This is a genomic window from Bradyrhizobium sp. CCBAU 11434 (assembly GCF_028128895.1).
GTDB lineage: Bacteria > Pseudomonadota > Alphaproteobacteria > Rhizobiales > Xanthobacteraceae > Bradyrhizobium > Bradyrhizobium zhengyangense.
In genome coordinates, this window is sequence record NZ_LBJX01000093.1 from 44,315 (window position 1) to 60,181 (window position 15,867).

A 15,867-nucleotide genomic window follows, 5' to 3' on the forward strand; every position below is an offset into this window, starting at 1 on the left:
AGATTCCGCAAAAGCGCGTCACCAAATTGATATGCCATCATAAAGTGGTGGCTTTCGCCCCGCAACCTCAGGTCAGACCGCTTCGCGAAGCTGCGGTCAAGGGGCCGAAAGCGTTTTCCAGCGAAGCGGTCCCCCGGTTCGCGTCGAGAAAACGCGTCAAAACAAGAATCTGGAACTGCCGCGATAGCTCTGCTAGCGCATGGACAAGACCTCATTCTGCTGGAAAATGACATGACCATCCGCCCCCTGATCGCCGGCAACTGGAAAATGAATGGCCTGAAAGCCCAGGCCGCCGAATTCGACGCCATGCTCAATGGCGCGGCAGAGGTATCAGGCAAGGCCGATCTGCTGGTCTGCCCGCCGGCGACCCTGATCGCGGGCTTTGCCGAGAAAGCGCGTGGCAAGACCGTCGCCGTCGGGGCCCAGGACTGCCATCCCAAGGCCTCCGGCGCCCATACCGGCGATATTGCGGCTGAAATGCTGACTGACGCAGGCGCAAGCGCCATCATCGTTGGCCATTCCGAGCGTCGCGCCGACCATGGCGAGGGCGATGCCCTTGTCAGGCAGAAGGCGGAAGCCGCCTGGCGAGCCGGGGCGGTCGCGATCGTCTGCATTGGCGAGACGCAGGCCCAGCGCGACGCTGGCCAGACCCTGGATATCGTCCGTGGCCAGCTCGACGGCTCGCTGCCGGATGGCTCCACGGCCGCCAATCTGGTCGTGGCCTATGAGCCGGTCTGGGCGATCGGCACGGGCCTCACCCCCACGGCCAAGGATGTCGAGCAAATTCATGGCTTTATCCGGGAATTCCTGACCTCCAGGTTCAAGGACGAGGGGGCGAAGATGCGGATCCTCTACGGCGGCTCGGTCAAGCCGTCGAACGCAGCCGAGCTGATGGCGGTCAAAAACGTCAATGGCGCGCTGGTTGGCGGCGCCAGCCTGAAAGCGGCCGATTTCCTTGCGATCGCGAAAGGCTGCCCCTAGCTAAGCCAAAGCTTTGATCCGGGGGCGATCGGGGGTGGCAATGCCCCTTCCGATCGTGTAACACCGCGCAACTTCAGGAAAACCCGCGAAGCGCGATCGGCCGCCGTCAGGCGCCGCCCGCTTGTGACGGAAGGATAGCATGCAGACCGTTGTCATCGTCATCCACCTCATGATCGTCGCCGTCATGATCGGCGCCGTGCTGCTCCAGAAGTCGGAAGGCGGCGGCCTCGGCATGGGCGGCGGCGCGGGCTTCATGTCGAGCCGCGGCACCGCGAATCTACTGTCGCGAACCACCGCGGTCCTCGCGGCGGGCTTCTTCCTCACCAGCCTGTTCCTGTCCTGGTATGCCGGTTACAACCGCGCGCCGACCTCGATCATCGGCCAGCCCGCGTCGCAGACCCAGCCGGGCGGCGCCAACCCGATCACCGCGCCGACCTCGGGCGGTATTCTGGACACGCTGAAGAAGGCGGACGAGCAGCAGCAGGCTCCGGCGGCACCGAGCGGCCCGCAGGTGCCTCGCTCACAATAAAGCAGGGGGGCCATGCAGGACGATGGCTACCGTCCTGCTTCAAAGATCCCCATCAAGGCTCTGTCACCATTCTTAGTTTTGGCTCACCCACAGGCCCGCAGATTCTTTGGGGCTGAATACGAATCGCTTTGGCGAATCGGATTCGAGGGATTAGAGGTTAGGTCCCATGGCGCGGTACATATTCATCACCGGCGGCGTGGTTTCTTCGCTCGGCAAGGGTCTGGCTTCAGCGGCACTCGGTGCCCTGCTGCAGGCCCGGGGCTACAAGGTCCGCCTCCGCAAGCTCGACCCCTATCTCAACCTCGATCCCGGAACGATGTCGCCGTATCAGCACGGCGAAGTGTTCGTGACCGATGACGGCGCGGAGACCGATCTCGATCTCGGTCACTACGAGCGCTTCACCGGACGGCCTGCGACCAAGCAAGACAACATCACGACGGGGCGCATCTACCAGGACATCATCTCGAAGGAACGCCGCGGCGATTACCTCGGCGCGACCATTCAGGTGGTGCCGCACGTCACGAACGCCATCAAGGAGTTCGTGCTGTCGGGCAATGACGATTACGACTTCGTGCTGGTCGAGATCGGCGGCACTGTCGGCGACATCGAGGGGCTGCCGTTCTTCGAAGCGATCCGCCAGCTCAAGAACGAGCTGCCGCGCGATCACGCCGTCTACATCCATCTGACGCTGCTGCCCTACATCCCGAGCGCCGGCGAATTGAAGACCAAGCCGACGCAGCATTCGGTGAAGGAGCTGCGCTCGATCGGCATCCAGCCGGACATCCTGCTGTGCCGTACCGATCGCGAGATCCCGAAGGAGGAGCGGCGCAAGCTCGGCCTGTTCTGCAACGTGCGCGAAAGCGCCGTGATCGAGGCGCGCGACGTCGACAACATCTACGCCGTCCCTGAGGCCTACCACAACGCCGGCCTCGACGACGAAGTCTTGGCCGCCTTTGGCATCGGCTCGCGGATTCCGCCGGTGCTGCAGAGCTGGCAGAAGATCAACGAGCGCGTCCGCAACCCCGAAGGCAATGTCACAATCGCCATCGTCGGCAAGTACACCGGCATGAAGGATGCGTACAAGTCGCTGATCGAGGCGCTCTCGCATGGCGGCATCGCCAACAAGGTGAAGGTCAATCTTGACTGGATCGAGAGCGAGATCTTCGAGAAGGAAGATCCGGCGCCGTTCCTCGAGCACGTCAACGGCATTCTGGTGCCCGGCGGCTTCGGCCAGCGCGGTGCCGAAGGCAAGATCAAGGCGGCGCAGTTCGCGCGCGAGCGTGACGTGCCGTATTTCGGCATCTGCTTCGGCATGCAGATGGCCGTCATCGAGGCGGCGCGAAATCTCGTCGGCATCGAGGACGCCAACTCCACCGAGTTCGGTCCGACCAAGGAACCCTTGGTCGGCCTGATGACGGAATGGCTGCGCGGCAACGAACTCGAGAAGCGCTCGCAGGCCGGCGATCTCGGCGGCACGATGCGCCTGGGCGCCTATCCCGCCGCGTTGAGCCGCGGCAGCCGCGTCTCGCAGGTCTATGGCGGCGCGACCGAGATTTCCGAGCGCCACCGCCATCGCTACGAGGTCAACACCGCCTACAAGGACCGCCTCGAGCAGCATGGCTTGAAATTCTCCGGCCTCTCGCCCGACGGCGTGCTGCCTGAGATCGTCGAGTACGAGGATCACCCCTGGTTCATCGGCGTCCAGTTCCACCCCGAGCTGAAGTCGCGGCCGTTCGAGCCGCACCCGCTGTTCGCTTCGTTCATCGAGGCGGCCGCGAAGCAGAGCCGGTTGGTGTAACCGGCTCGTTACGCGGCGGTGCGGACGCGCTCTCAAAGCGTCTGTTCGAGTGCGAGACGTGCGGATTGCTCCGGCGCCGGCGATCCCGCAATCAGCGTCATCTGCGGCCGGCGCGTCAGCTTGTAGACGGCGGCCGGCGGCATGTTGAGGAAGGCCCGGTCCACCAGCGTTGCGCGCAGGCCGAGGCGGTCGAGCACCGGCCGCGGGATCGGGCAGCTCATGCCATAGGTGAACTGGTAGAACGCGCCGCCGGGGCGGACATAGCTGAATGCGCCGCTCACGATCGAGATGACCTTGCGCGTCGACATGTTGAGCAGCGGCAGCCCGCTCACGACCGCGCCGACGGGTGCGCCGTCATAGAGGCGCTCCGTCGCCAGCCGCGCCGCATCCATCCACAGCACGCGCGCGCCGGGAAAGCGCATCTGCAGGAGCTTCATGAAATCCGAGCCGTATTCGATCAGCGTGAGATCCTGCTGCCTGACGCCGCGCTTCAGGAGCTTGTAGGTGAATGCGCCGGTGCCGGGCCCGAGTTCGAGGATCGGGCCGGTCTTCTCGGTGATCTCACGCGTGATGAGATCGGCGAGCGCCGCGCCCGATGGCGCGATGGCGCCGACCTGGCGCGGCGAGGACATCCAGGACAGGAAGAAGGAGAGGAAATCGTTGGGCATGCGCACTCCGGCATTTCGTTGGCGCCTCGAAGTTCAGAGGTGAGGCGGAGACACTGTCGGCGGAGTGCATTGCGACAGCATTGCGCTGTGAGCAGCGAAAGCGGATTGGTTCAACTTTGCCGATGTGGTGGCAGCGTCATTCTGAAGCAGGTGCCGCCATCCGCGCCGTCAGTGACCGCGACCTGGCCGCCATGCAGCAGCACGATCTCGCGCACCATGTTGAGGCCAAGGCCAGCGCCGCGATCGAGCGGCGTGAGCCGATAGAACGGCTCGAAGATCTGCTCGCGTTGGTCTTGTGGAATGCCGGCGCCTTCGTCGGTGACCTCGATGCAGGCAGGCCTGCTCACGTGAATGCCGATCGTGCCGCGGCGCGGGCCGTGCTGGATCGCATTCTGTACGAGATTGGTCAGCGCCCGCTCCAGCGCGGCTGCGTCACCGATCGTCTCGACCGGGGTCGCGGGCGCATCGAGCGCAAGCTCGTAGCCGGCGGCAATGGCCAGCGGTGCGAGGTCGGCGGCCGCGCTTTGCGCAATCGCAACGAGGTCGACGCGTGTGAACGGATGGCCGCAGCGGTCGAGCCGCTGGATGTCGAGCAATTGCTCGGCGAGCGTCGCCAGCCGCGCCGCATCCTCCAGCAGCCGGGTCTTGTCTGGACCGGAGGGCAACGATTCCAGCCGCGTGTTCAGGATCGCGATCGGCGTGCGCAGCTCGTGCGCGGCATCTGCGACGAAACGCTTGTGCCTGATATAGCCCTGGTCGAGCCGCGCCAGCGCGTCGTTGACCGCGGTGACCAGCGGCACGACTTCCAGTGGAATCCGCTCCACTGACAGGCGCGCCCCCCGCTGATGAATGTCGATGCGACGCGCCTGGTCCGCGGTCGCATCTAACGCCCGGAAGGCGCGCTGCACGATCATCGGTGTCGCGATGAAGGTCGCCGTACCCATCACCAGCAGGCCGGGCAGGGCGATGCCGAGAAACGCCAGCGAGGTCATCAACAGCGCCTTGGCACCGGTCAACCGTCCTTGCGTCGCCGTGATGATCTGCACATTGCCGGCATCGGTGTTAACGCGCTTGAGCCGCGCTGCCGGCTTGCGCGGATCGTCCTCGAACATCTGCCAGCCGAGGCGCGCCTGGCTGATCTGGTCGAGCCCGTTGCCGATGGCCGCGAATTCCGCCGGCACAGCGCCTTCGGTCAGCGAATGTCCTTGCCGGTCGCGGACCAGGAACCAGAGGTCCGGTGTCTCGGCGCGCAACTGTGTCAGATCGCGCGTCGACCGCAGGGTCATGCCGCCGCCTGCGTCGCGTGCAAGCGCGCGCTGCACGACATCGATGACACGGTCTTCGTCGCGCTCCGCCAGCACGAAGCCTGAGGCGCACAGTGCACCGACGACCACGCCGACCAGTGCCAGCAGCAGGGCTGCCTGAAGCGCGAGCAGGCGCCAGCTCAATCGCGAGCGCAGGCAATAGGGATCGTCGTGCTTGCTCATGTCAGCTTCTTCAGGAGATAGCCGACGCCGCGAATACCGTGGATCTCGACGCCAGCATCGGCTTCGGCAAGCTTGCGGCGCAGCCGCGAGACATGCGTGTCCAGCGCGTTGGATTGAATCTCGTCGTCGAAAGTGTAGACGGCCTCCTCGAGTGCCGAGCGCAGCACCGTGCGGCCGATCCGGCGGATCAGGGCTTCGAGCACCAGCAGCTCGCGACGCGGCAGCTCGAACGGCTGGCCGTCGATGCTGGCCTCGCGATGACCGGTGTCGAAAACGATACGGCCGGCGCGGATGACGTCCGGCGACAGGCCCGCGGGCCGCCGCAGCACCGCGCGCAAGCGCGCCAGCAGTTCCTCGACCGCGAACGGCTTGGCGAGATAGTCGTCGGCGCCGCTGTCGAGCCCGGCGATGCGGTCGGCGAGCTCGCCGCGAGCGGTCAGGACGATGATCGGCACGCCGTCGGCACGCGCCCGCAGCTTCGGAATCAGCGTGAGGCCGTCGCCGTCGGGAAGCTGGCGGTCGAGCAGGACGGCGGCATGAACCTCGGCGGAGATTGCTTCTTCCGCGTCCGCAAGCGTGGGGGCGTGATCCACCACCATGTCGTAGCGCTTCAGCGCCGACGAAAGGGCGCCAGCCATCTCGACTTCATCCTCGACAAGCAAGATCCGCATGTAACAGGCCCCAACTGAGACTGAGCCATTCTAGCGGCCCGATCATTGCGGCAGCATTGCGGGAACAGGGCGCGGCGCGTTGCCGGGTCCTGTCCAGCCATGCGCGAAACGCCGCGGAGGGTGGCCGGGCAGGGCTCAAGACAGCTTCGTGGCCGATCGCTATAACCGCTCGACCTGTTCAGGGAGGAGACGAGAATGATCTACGAAATGCGCCAGTATCGCTGCGTGCCGGGCCGCCTGCCGGCGCTGCTGAAGCGCTTTGACACGATCACGCTGAAGATCTGGGAGAAGCATGGCATCCGCCAGGCCGGGTTCTTCACCACGCTGATCGGCGAGTCCAACCAGGAGCTGACCTATTTCCTGGCCTGGGAGTCGCTCGCCGAACGCGAGAAGAAATGGGGTGCGTTTGCGGCCGATCCGGAATGGCTGGAAGCGCGCGCCAAGACGGAGGCAGACGGCCAGATCGTTGCCAACATCGTCAGCCAGATTCTGGCTCCAACGGCGTTCTCGTCGGTCAAGTAGCTGTCGTTCCGGACAGGAGGCTGCGGCGCAACCCTGATATTCGAAGGTTAGGACCGAATGGGGTTGATCCCACCCATTCGGCCGCTATGGTCGCGCCGAAACAGGGATTTTGTGTCTTGAGCACCAGTCAATCTGCAGCGCCGGTCGTCACCGTCGGGTCGGTCAAGTTCGGCAATGATCTGCCGATCTCGATCATTGCCGGGCCGTGCCAGCTCGAAAGCCGTGAGCACGCGCTGGAGGTGGCCTCCGCGCTGAAGGAGATCGCCACGCGGCTCAAGATCGGCCTCGTCTACAAGACCTCCTTCGACAAGGCCAACCGCACCAGCGCGTCTGCCGCGCGCGGCCTTGGCCTGGCGCAATCGCTGCCGATCTTCGCCGAGATCCGTTCCTCGCTCGGCTTGCCGGTGCTGACCGACGTGCACGATGCCGCGCAATGCGCCGAGGTGGCGCAGGCCGTCGACGTCCTGCAGATCCCGGCCTTCCTGTGCCGGCAGACCGATCTGCTGCTGGCCGCAGCCGCAACCGGCAAGGTCGTCAACGTCAAGAAGGGGCAGTTCCTAGCGCCCTGGGACATGGCGAATGTCGTTGCCAAGATTACCAGCGCCGGCAATCCCAACGTGCTCGTCACCGAACGTGGCGCCTCCTTCGGTTACAACACGCTGGTCTCGGACATGCGTTCGCTGCCGATCATGGCGCGCACCACCGGCGCGCCCGTGATCTTCGACGCCACCCATTCGGTGCAGCAGCCGGGCGGGAAGGGAGCTTCCTCCGGCGGCGAGCGCGAGTTCGTTCCGGTGCTGGCGCGCGCGGCCGTCGCGGTCGGCGTCGCCGGTCTGTTTATCGAGACGCATCCCGATCCGGATCGCGCGCCCTCGGACGGGCCCAACATGGTGCCACTGCATCAGTTCGAAGGGCTTCTTCGTACCCTGATGGCATTCGACGCGGTGGCCAAGAGTCACGCGCATTGATGCACGAGCCACTCGCCAGGCCGTCGTCCGACCTGAAGTTTCCGCCTGCGATCAACATTATCGCGCTCGCCAGCTTCTCTGCCGCGTTGTCGACACGGGCACTTGATCCGGTGCTGCCGCATATTGCGGAAGAATTTTCGATCAGCATCACGACGGCGGCGAGCATCGCGGCCGGCTATGCGCTGATCTACGCGCTGATCCAGCCGATCGTCGGTGCGGCAGCCGATCTGTTCGGCAAGGCACGGCTGATGACGTTGTGCCTGGCGATGCTGGGCGCAGCCTGCATTCTGGGCGCGCTCTCGACCTCATTCGCGGGCCTGTTCGCAAGCCGCATGCTCGCCGGCATCGCCTCGGGTGGCGTATTCCCGGTCGCGCTTGGCCTGACCGCTGACCTGGTCGCGCCGACGAAGCGGCAGGTGGCGATCGGACGCACGCTGGCGGGTTCGATGACGGGCAACCTGTTAGGTGCGACCGCCTCGGGCATCATCGGCGATCTCGTCGGCTGGCGTGGCGTGCTGGTGATCATCGGTGCGCTCGGGCTGATCGCGGCTGTTGCGGTCGCGGCGGGCTTTCGCGGCGCCGCCCTGACGGCACCGCCGAAGAGCGATCTGAAGACGTTGCGGCAGGGCTATCGCACCATCCTCGCCAATCCGAACGCGCGCTATTGCTATTCTGCCGTGTTCGTCGAGGGCTGCTGCGTTTTCGGCCTGTTTCCCTTCATCGCCGCGCTGCTGTTCGATCTCGGCGAGACCTCGCTGTCGATTGCGGGCATCGTCATCGCGGGCTTCGCCGTCGGCGGGCTGTTCTACACATTCACGGTCTCGCGCTTCCTGCCGCGACTGGGCGTCAAGGGGATGATGATCGCAGGCGCGAGCCTCGTCGCGCTCCAGCTCGCAGCGCTCGCCCTTGGCCCTGGCTGGAAGGTCCAGTTCGCCATCATGCTGCTGATGGGCTGGGGCTTTTACATGATCCATGGCTGCCTGCAGGTGTTCGCCAGCGAGCTGTCGGTCGAGGCGCGGGCGACAGCGATGTCGCTGCATTCGTTCTTTTTCTTCATGGGCCAGACCGTGGGTCCGCTGGCCTACGGGTTCGGGCTGGCGCATACCGGCAAGGCGCCAACCCTGGCCGCGAGCGCCGTGCTCATGGTGCTGCTGGGCCTCGCCTGCGCCGCACTCCTAAGGCCCCGGGCACCGTCCGACGCGCGAGCCTGAGGACAGTATGTCGCGACCAATCTCCGTATTTTCCCGGAAGCGGACGGTGGCTCAATCCTTTCAATCTTAAACCAAATCTCACTCTTCGCTCCATAGACTGCCGCCCAAACCGCCAGCCGGCGGCAACATCTGTTGGATCAGTCGATGCAAAAACAGCGTTCGGTCGCCCGCATTCTCGGGGCGGTGGTTGGATCTCTCGGTCTCATCCTTGTCGTCATCTGCGCCTACGCCCTGAAGCTCGCGGTGACACGCTATGTCGACAGCAACCGCATCGTCTCGCTGACGATTGCCAGCCGCGACCTGACCAACACGCTGGTGATCTTTCGCTTGGAGCGCGGCGATACGCTGAGCTATCTGTCCTCGGCCGCTTCAGCGCCCGACAGCGTCATGAGCAGCCTCGCCGAGCAGCGCGCCACGGTGCAGAAGAATTACGCGCAGGCCTTGCAGAGCCTCGCCGCCGTCGATGCGCCCGGTCTTACCGAGAGGCTCGACAAGCTCCGCACCATCTGGACCCAGCTCGAAGAGCTGCGCCCGCGCGCGATCACGGCATTGAAGCAGGAGAAGGGCGCACGTGAAGCCAGCCTGACGCCGGCCTGGGCCAAGATCAGCGACGCCTTCATGGATGCGATCGGCGACGTCACCGCCCATGTCGACAATGCAATGGCGCTGATCGATCCCGTGGTCGATCGCCTGCTGATCGCCAAGCAGGCCTCCTGGCAGGCCCGCGCCAATGTCGGCCAGACCATCCTCGTGCAGTTCTCCTCGATCCTCGCCAACAAGACGTGGACTGCGGCCGACGGCGTTGCCTTCGCCGATCTGCGCGGCCGCATCCAGCAGTCCTGGCTGGTGGTGCGTGACCTCGGTCTGAACGTGGCTTCGCCCGAGTTGTTGCAGGCGATCCGGACCGCCGAGCCGGAAATCTCCGGCGCGCTCAGCGACGAGCGCAATGCCATTGCGACCAGGCTGCTCGCGGGTGAGCCCGCCGGCGTCGTCGGCATCGACTTCCGCGATCGCCAGCTTGTCGGCGCCAACAATGTCGTCATCGTCACGCAGACCGCGCTCGCCAACATGATCGCGCGGGCCGAGGAGGGCGCCTCGCGCGCCCGCTTCAGCCTGATCCTGTTCGGCCTTCTGATGCCGGCCTCGCTGGCGCTGATGATCGGCGGGCTGCTGCTGATGCGCAACCGCGTCACCCGGCCGCTGACGGCGATCACCGGCGTGATGACGCGTTTTGCCGATCATGATTTCGCCAGCGACGTCCCGGGCCTCGACCGCAACGACGAGATCGGCCGTATGGCGGCAGCGCTGCAGGTGTTCAAGGACGCCATGATCAAGGCGGAGCGTCTCTCCGGCGATCAGGCCGCGGAGCGGGCCGAGAAGGAGAAGCGCGCGAGCGAGCTCACGGGGCTCGTGCGGCAGTTCGAAAGCCGGATCGGCCAGATGGTGCAGACGCTGTCGAACGCCTCAGGCGAGCTGGAGACCACGGCGCGCTCGATGTCGGGTACGGCGGCGGAAGCCCAGGCCCAGGCCGGTTCGGCCTCGACGCTGGCCGACCAGGTTGGCGGCGGCGTGCAGACCGTCGCGGCCGCGGCCGAGGAGCTCAATGCCTCGATCCGCGAGATCAATCGCCAGGTCGAGCAGGCGAGCCGTGCCACCGAGCATGCAGTCGTCACCGTCAGGGAGACCGACAGCACCATGCGTGCGCTGGCTGATGGCGCCGACCGGATCGGTGAGGTCATCGGCCTCATCACCTCGATTGCCGGCCAGACCAATCTCCTGGCCCTTAACGCAACCATCGAAGCCGCGCGCGCCGGCGAATCCGGTCGCGGCTTTGCTGTCGTCGCAAGCGAGGTGAAGAACCTGGCCTCGCAGACGGCGAAGGCGACCGAGGAGATCAGCGCGCAGATCACCGAGATTCAGGGCGCGACGCAGAAGGCGGTCTCCGCCATCGACGGCATCGTCAAGACCATCGAGGAAGTCTCGAGCATCAACCGCGTCATCGCCGCGGCGATCGAAGAGCAGAACAAGGCCACCGCCGAGATCGCCAACACCGTACAGCACACCGCCGAAGCGACCTCGACCGTGACCCGCAACATCGCAACCGTCTCGTCGGCGGCTGACGAGACCGGTCGCGCCGCCACCGGCGTGCTGAAGGCCGCCGCCGATCTGTCGAGCCAGTCGACCTCGCTCACGGGCGAGGTGGACAGCTTCATCACCAGGGTGCGTGAAGTGGCTTAGGCCGCCGTCGAGATCAAGACAAAAGCGATTAGACCGGAGGCGAAGATCGGATCATAGTCGCGGGGCATCATTTGCGATGGGCATGCGGGGGCAAGCAACAAGGAGCCACCGAATGTACGCCAATCTTCTCTTGAGCACCGATGGTTCGGACGTCGCAACAAAAGGCGTCGAGCATGGAATGGCCCTGGCAAAAGCCTTGAAGGCCAAAGCGACGATCGTCACCGTGACTGAACCGCTGCCAATCGATTATGGCGGCGGACACGACTCGGGATGGATTCCGTCGCAAGGCGAGATTGATCGATTTGACGCGGCCTGCAGGGAGCGAGCTGGCCAGGTGCTCGATCAAGCGCGAGCCATGGCAGAGCGGGGCGGGGTCTCGGTCGAGCTCTTGCACGTTCCGAATTCGCACCCGGCCACGGCGATTGTCGAAACGGCAAAATCCAGAGGCTGCGATTTGATCGTCATGGCCTCTCATGGACGTCGGGGCATCAGGAAGCTGTTTCTGGGAAGTCAAACGTCCGAGGTCCTCGTGAACGGAAGCATTCCGGTGTTGGTCGTGCCGTAGCCGCTCCGACGTGACTCTTTCGCGCCGGATGCCATCGTCATGGACCTCCGACTAGCCGCGGCCGCGATACGGCGCGACGCCTTGCTCGGGCACCCAAAGGCCTTTCGGCACGCGTCCGGTCTGCCAGAACACGTCGATCGGAATGCCGCCGCGCGGATACCAATAACCGCCAATGCGCAGCCATTTCGGCCTGATCTCGCTGGCGATGCGCTTGCCGATCATCACGGTGCAATCCTCGTGGAAGGCGCCGTGATTGCGGAAGCTCGCGATGTAGAGTTTCAGCGATTTCGACTCCAGCAGCCACTGGCCGGGCGCGTAGTCGATCATCAGGTGGGCGAAATCGGGCTGTCCCGTGACCGGGCAGAGCGAGGTGAATTCCGGTACGGTGAAACGGACCAGATAATCGGTCCCGGCTTGCGGATTGGGGACGCGGTCGAGCTTGGCCTTCTCGGGCGCATCAGGCCATTCCACGGCACGGCCGAGCTGCAGGCTGGGTGAGGTTTTCGATTTGCTGGGCTTTTTCGACATGGGGCCCTCATAGCCAATCATTCGGTGGCCGTCACCCGGCCTTTTCCGCTTCGATGCATTGCGGTAGAAGCAGCCGCGAACTGCCCCCTTTGTTCCCCGAAAAGAGGCCCTCATGACCGCCATCATCGACATCATCGGACGCGAAATCCTCGATAGCCGCGGCAATCCCACCGTCGAGGTCGACGTCGTGCTGGAGGATGGCGCGCTCGGCCGCGCTGCCGTGCCGTCGGGCGCCTCCACCGGCGCCCATGAGGCGGTCGAGCTGCGTGACGGCGACAAGGCCCGCTATCTCGGCAAGGGCGTCACCAAGGCGGTCGGCGCCGTCAACGGCGAGATCTTTGAGGCCCTGAGCGGTCTCGATGTCGAGCAGCAGGCCCAGATCGACCAGATCATGATCGACCTCGACGGCACGCCGAACAAGAGCCGGCTTGGCGCCAACGCCATCCTCGGCGTGTCACTCGCCTGCGCCAAGGCGGCCGCGAACTCGCTCGACATGCCGCTCTACCGTTATGTCGGCGGCACCTCGGCGCGGCTCCTGCCGGTGCCGATGATGAACATCATCAATGGCGGCGTGCATGCCGACAACCCGATCGACTTCCAGGAGTTCATGATCCTGCCCGTCGGCGCGTCTTCCTTCGCCGAGGGCCTGCGCTACGGCGCGGAGGTGTTCCACACGCTGAAGTCCGAGCTGAAGAAGGCTGGCCACAACACCAATGTCGGCGACGAGGGCGGCTTTGCGCCGAACCTGCCGTCCGCGGACGCAGCGCTGGAGTTCGTCATGAACGCGATCGGCAAGGCCGGTTTCAAGGCGGGCGGCGACATCGTGCTCGGCCTCGATTGCGCCTCGACCGAGTTCTTCAAGAACGGCAAATACGTCTATGAAGGCGAGGGCAAGACCCGTTCGGTCTCCGAGCAGGCCAAGTATCTCGCCGACCTCGTCGGCCGCTACCCGATCGTCACCATCGAGGACGGCATGTCGGAAGACGACATGGACGGCTGGAAGGAGCTCACCGACCTCGTCGGCAAGAAGTGCCAGCTCGTCGGCGACGATCTCTTCGTCACCAACGTCAAGCGCCTCGCCGAAGGCATCAAGGCCGGCCGTGCCAACTCGATCCTGATCAAGGTCAACCAGATCGGCACGCTGACCGAGACGCTCGCCGCCGTCGAGATGGCCCACAAGGCCGGCTATACTTCGGTCATGTCGCACCGCTCCGGCGAGACCGAGGATTCCACCATCGCCGACCTCGCGGTCGCCACCAATTGCGGTCAGATCAAGACCGGCTCCCTTGCACGTTCCGATCGCACCGCCAAATACAACCAGCTCCTTCGCATCGAGCAGCAACTCGGCAAGCAGGCGCTGTACGGCGGCAAGGCGGCACTGAAGGCGCTGGCATAAGCCAGCGTCACCGCGCGAAGGCGCGAACAACGAGGACAGGGGAGGATCGACATGACCGACGGCAAGACCGGACTGCAACTGCGTTCGCTGATCAAGAACAGCGGTGAGCTGGAAATCTCGCTTCTGGACGTGCCGACCCCCGAGCCTGCGGATGACGAGGTCGTCGTCCGCATCGAGGCGGCGCCGATCAACCCGTCCGATCTCGGTCTGCTCGTCGGCGCTGCCGACATGAGCACGGCCAAGGCCTCCGGTACGAAGGATGCGCCTGTCATCACCGCGAAGGTACCTGATGGTGCGATGCGCGCGATGGGCGCGCGGATCGACCAGTCGCTGCCTGTCGGCAATGAGGGCGCAGGCGTCGTCATCAAGACCGGCTCGTCGGACGCCGCGAAAGCGCTGATGGGCAAGACGGTCGCGATGATTGGCGGAGCCATGTACGCGCAGTATCGCACCTTGAAGGCGCGGGACTGCCAGCCGCTGCCCGAGGGCACGACGGCAGCGGAAGGCGCTTCCTGGTTCGTCAACCCGCTCACCGCGCTCGGCATGACCGAGACGATGCGGCGCGAAGGTCACAAGGCGCTGGTGCACACCGCGGCCGCCTCCAATCTCGGCCAGATGCTGAACAAGATCTGCATCAAGGACGGCATCGGGCTCGTCAACATCGTGCGCAGCAAGGAGCAGGCGGAGATCCTGCACAAGATCGGCGCGAAATACGTGGTCGATTCCAGCGTGCCAAGCTTCCTCGACGATCTCACCAATGCGCTGGTGGAGACCGGCGCCACCATAGCCTTCGACGCCATCGGCGGCGGCAAGCTTGCCGGCGACATCCTCAACTGCATGGAGATCGCGATCAACAAGACCGCGAAGGAATACAGCCGCTACGGCTCCAGCGTGCACAAGCAGGTCTATGTCTACGGCGCACTCGACATTCGTCCGATCGAACTGCCGCGTGGCTTCGGCATGGCCTGGGGCGTCGGCGGCTGGCTGCTCACGCCGTTCCTGCAGAAGATCGGACCTGCCGACATCGGGCGGCTGCGTCAGCGTGTCGTGAGTGAATTGAAGACGACCTTCGCCAGCCACTACACCAAGGTGGTGTCGCTGCAGGAGACGCTCGATCCCGCCAATATCGCGGTGTACGCCAAACGCGCCACCGGCGAAAAATTCCTCATCAACCCAAATAAATAATCGTGATCGGCGGCCGCCGGTCACCTAAAAGACGTCTTGCCTTCTGAGCCAAGCGGGATTTTTATTCCGCCGCGTTGAAAGCGGAAAAACCGCCACGCGCGCTCAGAAGGGGACATCTTCATGATCGATTTCAATCGCCGTCATCTGCTCGCAGGCGCGGCCGCCATCGGCGCGGCTGCCGCGACTGGCCTCCGGCCGTCCACCGCAAATGCCGCAGTGCCGCAAGCCGGCGCTCAGGCGCCGGGCTTCTACCGCTACAAGGTCGGTAGCTTCGAATGCACCTCGATCAATGACGGTGCGCGCAGCTTCCCGATGCCCGACAAGTTCGTCACGAACATCCCGAAGGACGAGGCGCTCGCCGCTTCGGATGCCGCCTACATGCCGAAGGGCATGGTCACCGTCCCATTCAACCCGCAACTCATCAACACCGGCTCCAAGCTCGTGCTGATCGACACCGGCAACGGCGTCGCCAATCTGGAGCCCAGCAAGGGCGCGGTCGGCCGCACCCTGCAAAACCTGCAGGCTGCCGGCGTCGACCCCAAGAGCATCGACATCGTGCTGCTGTCGCATCTGCATCCCGACCACACCAACGGCATCCGTCTGGCCGACGGCGGCCTTGCCTTCCCGAACGCCGAGATCATGGTGCCGGTGAAGGATTGGGAGTTTTGGGAGAGCGACGAGAACGCGGCCAAGGCTCCGAACGAGATGACGAAGAACTACTTCGCCAACGTGAAGAAGACCTTTGCGGGGCTGGAGTCCAAGGTGACGAAGTATGAGTGGGGCAAGGAGGTCGTATCAGGCATCACCTCGATCGCAACCCCGGGCCACACGCCCGGCCACACTTCGTTCGCGGTCGCCTCGGGCGACAAGAAGGTGCTGATCCAGTCCGACGTCACCAACATTCCGGAGTTCTTCCTGCGCAATCCCGACTGGCATGTGGCGTTCGACAACGATCCTGCGATGGCGCAGGAAACGCGTCACAAGTTCTTGGACATGGCGGCAGCCGAGAAGGCGACCGTCGTCGGCTTCCACTTCACGTTCCCGTCGGTCGGCCATGTCGAGAAGGACGGCGCGAAATATCGCCTGATCCCGTCGGCGTGGAATCCCACGATCTGATCAA

General features: G+C 64.7%; 15 protein-coding genes. 11 read left to right on the top strand and 4 right to left on the bottom strand.

All coding sequences use genetic code 11. The features are described 5' to 3' along the window. Positions 1-231: 231 nt before the first annotated feature. From tpiA to XI06_RS24060, 3 genes are all read left to right on the top strand, one after another. The gene (gene tpiA, locus XI06_RS24050) at positions 232-981 is read left to right on the top strand and encodes a triose-phosphate isomerase (RefSeq protein WP_237862058.1); all 750 of its coding nucleotides are present in this window, start codon (positions 232-234) and stop codon (positions 979-981) included. A 139-nt stretch (positions 982-1,120) separates the two neighbouring features. After that, positions 1,121-1,510 (top strand): preprotein translocase subunit SecG, encoded by a 390-nt coding sequence (secG, locus tag XI06_RS24055; RefSeq protein WP_237862060.1) that lies wholly within the window; start codon positions 1,121-1,123, stop codon positions 1,508-1,510. A gap of 166 nt (positions 1,511-1,676) precedes the next feature. Next, positions 1,677-3,308 (top strand): CTP synthase, encoded by a 1,632-nt coding sequence (locus XI06_RS24060; RefSeq protein ID WP_237862062.1) that lies wholly within the window; start codon positions 1,677-1,679, stop codon positions 3,306-3,308. A 32-nt stretch (positions 3,309-3,340) separates the two neighbouring features. On the opposite strand, the gene XI06_RS24065 is transcribed toward XI06_RS24060, so the two are convergent. The 3 genes from XI06_RS24065 to XI06_RS24075 all read right to left on the bottom strand — a co-directional run bounded on the left by XI06_RS24065 (position 3,341) and on the right by XI06_RS24075 (position 6,134). After that, positions 3,341-3,976, bottom strand: a complete 636-nt coding sequence (locus tag XI06_RS24065) for a class I SAM-dependent methyltransferase (protein ID WP_271606666.1) — start codon at positions 3,974-3,976, stop codon at positions 3,341-3,343. A 110-nt stretch (positions 3,977-4,086) separates the two neighbouring features. Further along, positions 4,087-5,463, bottom strand: a complete 1,377-nt coding sequence (locus XI06_RS24070; RefSeq protein ID WP_271606667.1) for a sensor histidine kinase — start codon at positions 5,461-5,463, stop codon at positions 4,087-4,089. Then, entirely contained in the window at positions 5,460-6,134 is a 675-nt protein-coding gene (locus tag XI06_RS24075) for a response regulator transcription factor (protein ID WP_271606668.1), read from the bottom strand. Before XI06_RS24075 ends, XI06_RS24070 begins: the two co-directional genes overlap by 4 nt. Positions 6,135-6,329: 195 nt before the next feature. On the opposite strand from XI06_RS24075, the gene XI06_RS24080 reads away from it, so the two are divergent. From XI06_RS24080 to XI06_RS24100, 5 genes are all read left to right on the top strand, one after another. Further along, positions 6,330-6,656, top strand: coding sequence for an NIPSNAP family protein (locus XI06_RS24080; protein WP_237862070.1), 327 nt, complete (start codon positions 6,330-6,332; stop codon positions 6,654-6,656). A gap of 116 nt (positions 6,657-6,772) precedes the next feature. Continuing rightward, positions 6,773-7,624, top strand: coding sequence for a 3-deoxy-8-phosphooctulonate synthase (gene kdsA / locus XI06_RS24085; protein ID WP_237862071.1), 852 nt, complete (start codon positions 6,773-6,775; stop codon positions 7,622-7,624). Beyond that, entirely contained in the window at positions 7,624-8,835 is a 1,212-nt protein-coding gene (locus XI06_RS24090) for an MFS transporter (protein ID WP_237862073.1), read from the top strand. The genes kdsA and XI06_RS24090 overlap by 1 nt, the downstream gene beginning before the upstream one ends. Before the next feature lie 144 nt (positions 8,836-8,979). Further along, entirely contained in the window at positions 8,980-11,073 is a 2,094-nt protein-coding gene (locus XI06_RS24095) for a methyl-accepting chemotaxis protein (protein ID WP_237862074.1), read from the top strand. Positions 11,074-11,185: 112 nt separating this feature from the next. Then, the gene (locus XI06_RS24100; protein ID WP_271606669.1) at positions 11,186-11,638 is read left to right on the top strand and encodes a universal stress protein; all 453 of its coding nucleotides are present in this window, start codon (positions 11,186-11,188) and stop codon (positions 11,636-11,638) included. Positions 11,639-11,689: 51 nt separating this feature from the next. Here XI06_RS24100 and queF read toward each other — a convergent pair whose 3' ends face one another. Continuing rightward, positions 11,690-12,166, bottom strand: a complete 477-nt coding sequence (gene queF, locus XI06_RS24105) for a preQ(1) synthase (protein WP_237862076.1) — start codon at positions 12,164-12,166, stop codon at positions 11,690-11,692. 112 nt (positions 12,167-12,278) lie between these two features. On the opposite strand from queF, the gene eno reads away from it, so the two are divergent. From eno to XI06_RS24120, 3 genes are all read left to right on the top strand, one after another. Next, entirely contained in the window at positions 12,279-13,562 is a 1,284-nt protein-coding gene (eno, locus tag XI06_RS24110; protein WP_237862077.1) for a phosphopyruvate hydratase, read from the top strand. Between the two features lie 51 nt (positions 13,563-13,613). Continuing rightward, complete coding sequence (locus tag XI06_RS24115; protein WP_271606670.1) at positions 13,614-14,747, top strand: zinc-binding dehydrogenase; 1,134 nt, start codon at positions 13,614-13,616, stop codon at positions 14,745-14,747. Positions 14,748-14,867: 120 nt separating this feature from the next. Next, positions 14,868-15,863 carry an MBL fold metallo-hydrolase gene (locus XI06_RS24120; protein ID WP_271606671.1) on the top strand — a complete coding sequence of 332 codons (996 nt, stop codon included), beginning with the start codon at positions 14,868-14,870 and terminating at the stop codon, positions 15,861-15,863. The last annotated feature ends 4 nt before the right edge of the window (positions 15,864-15,867 follow it).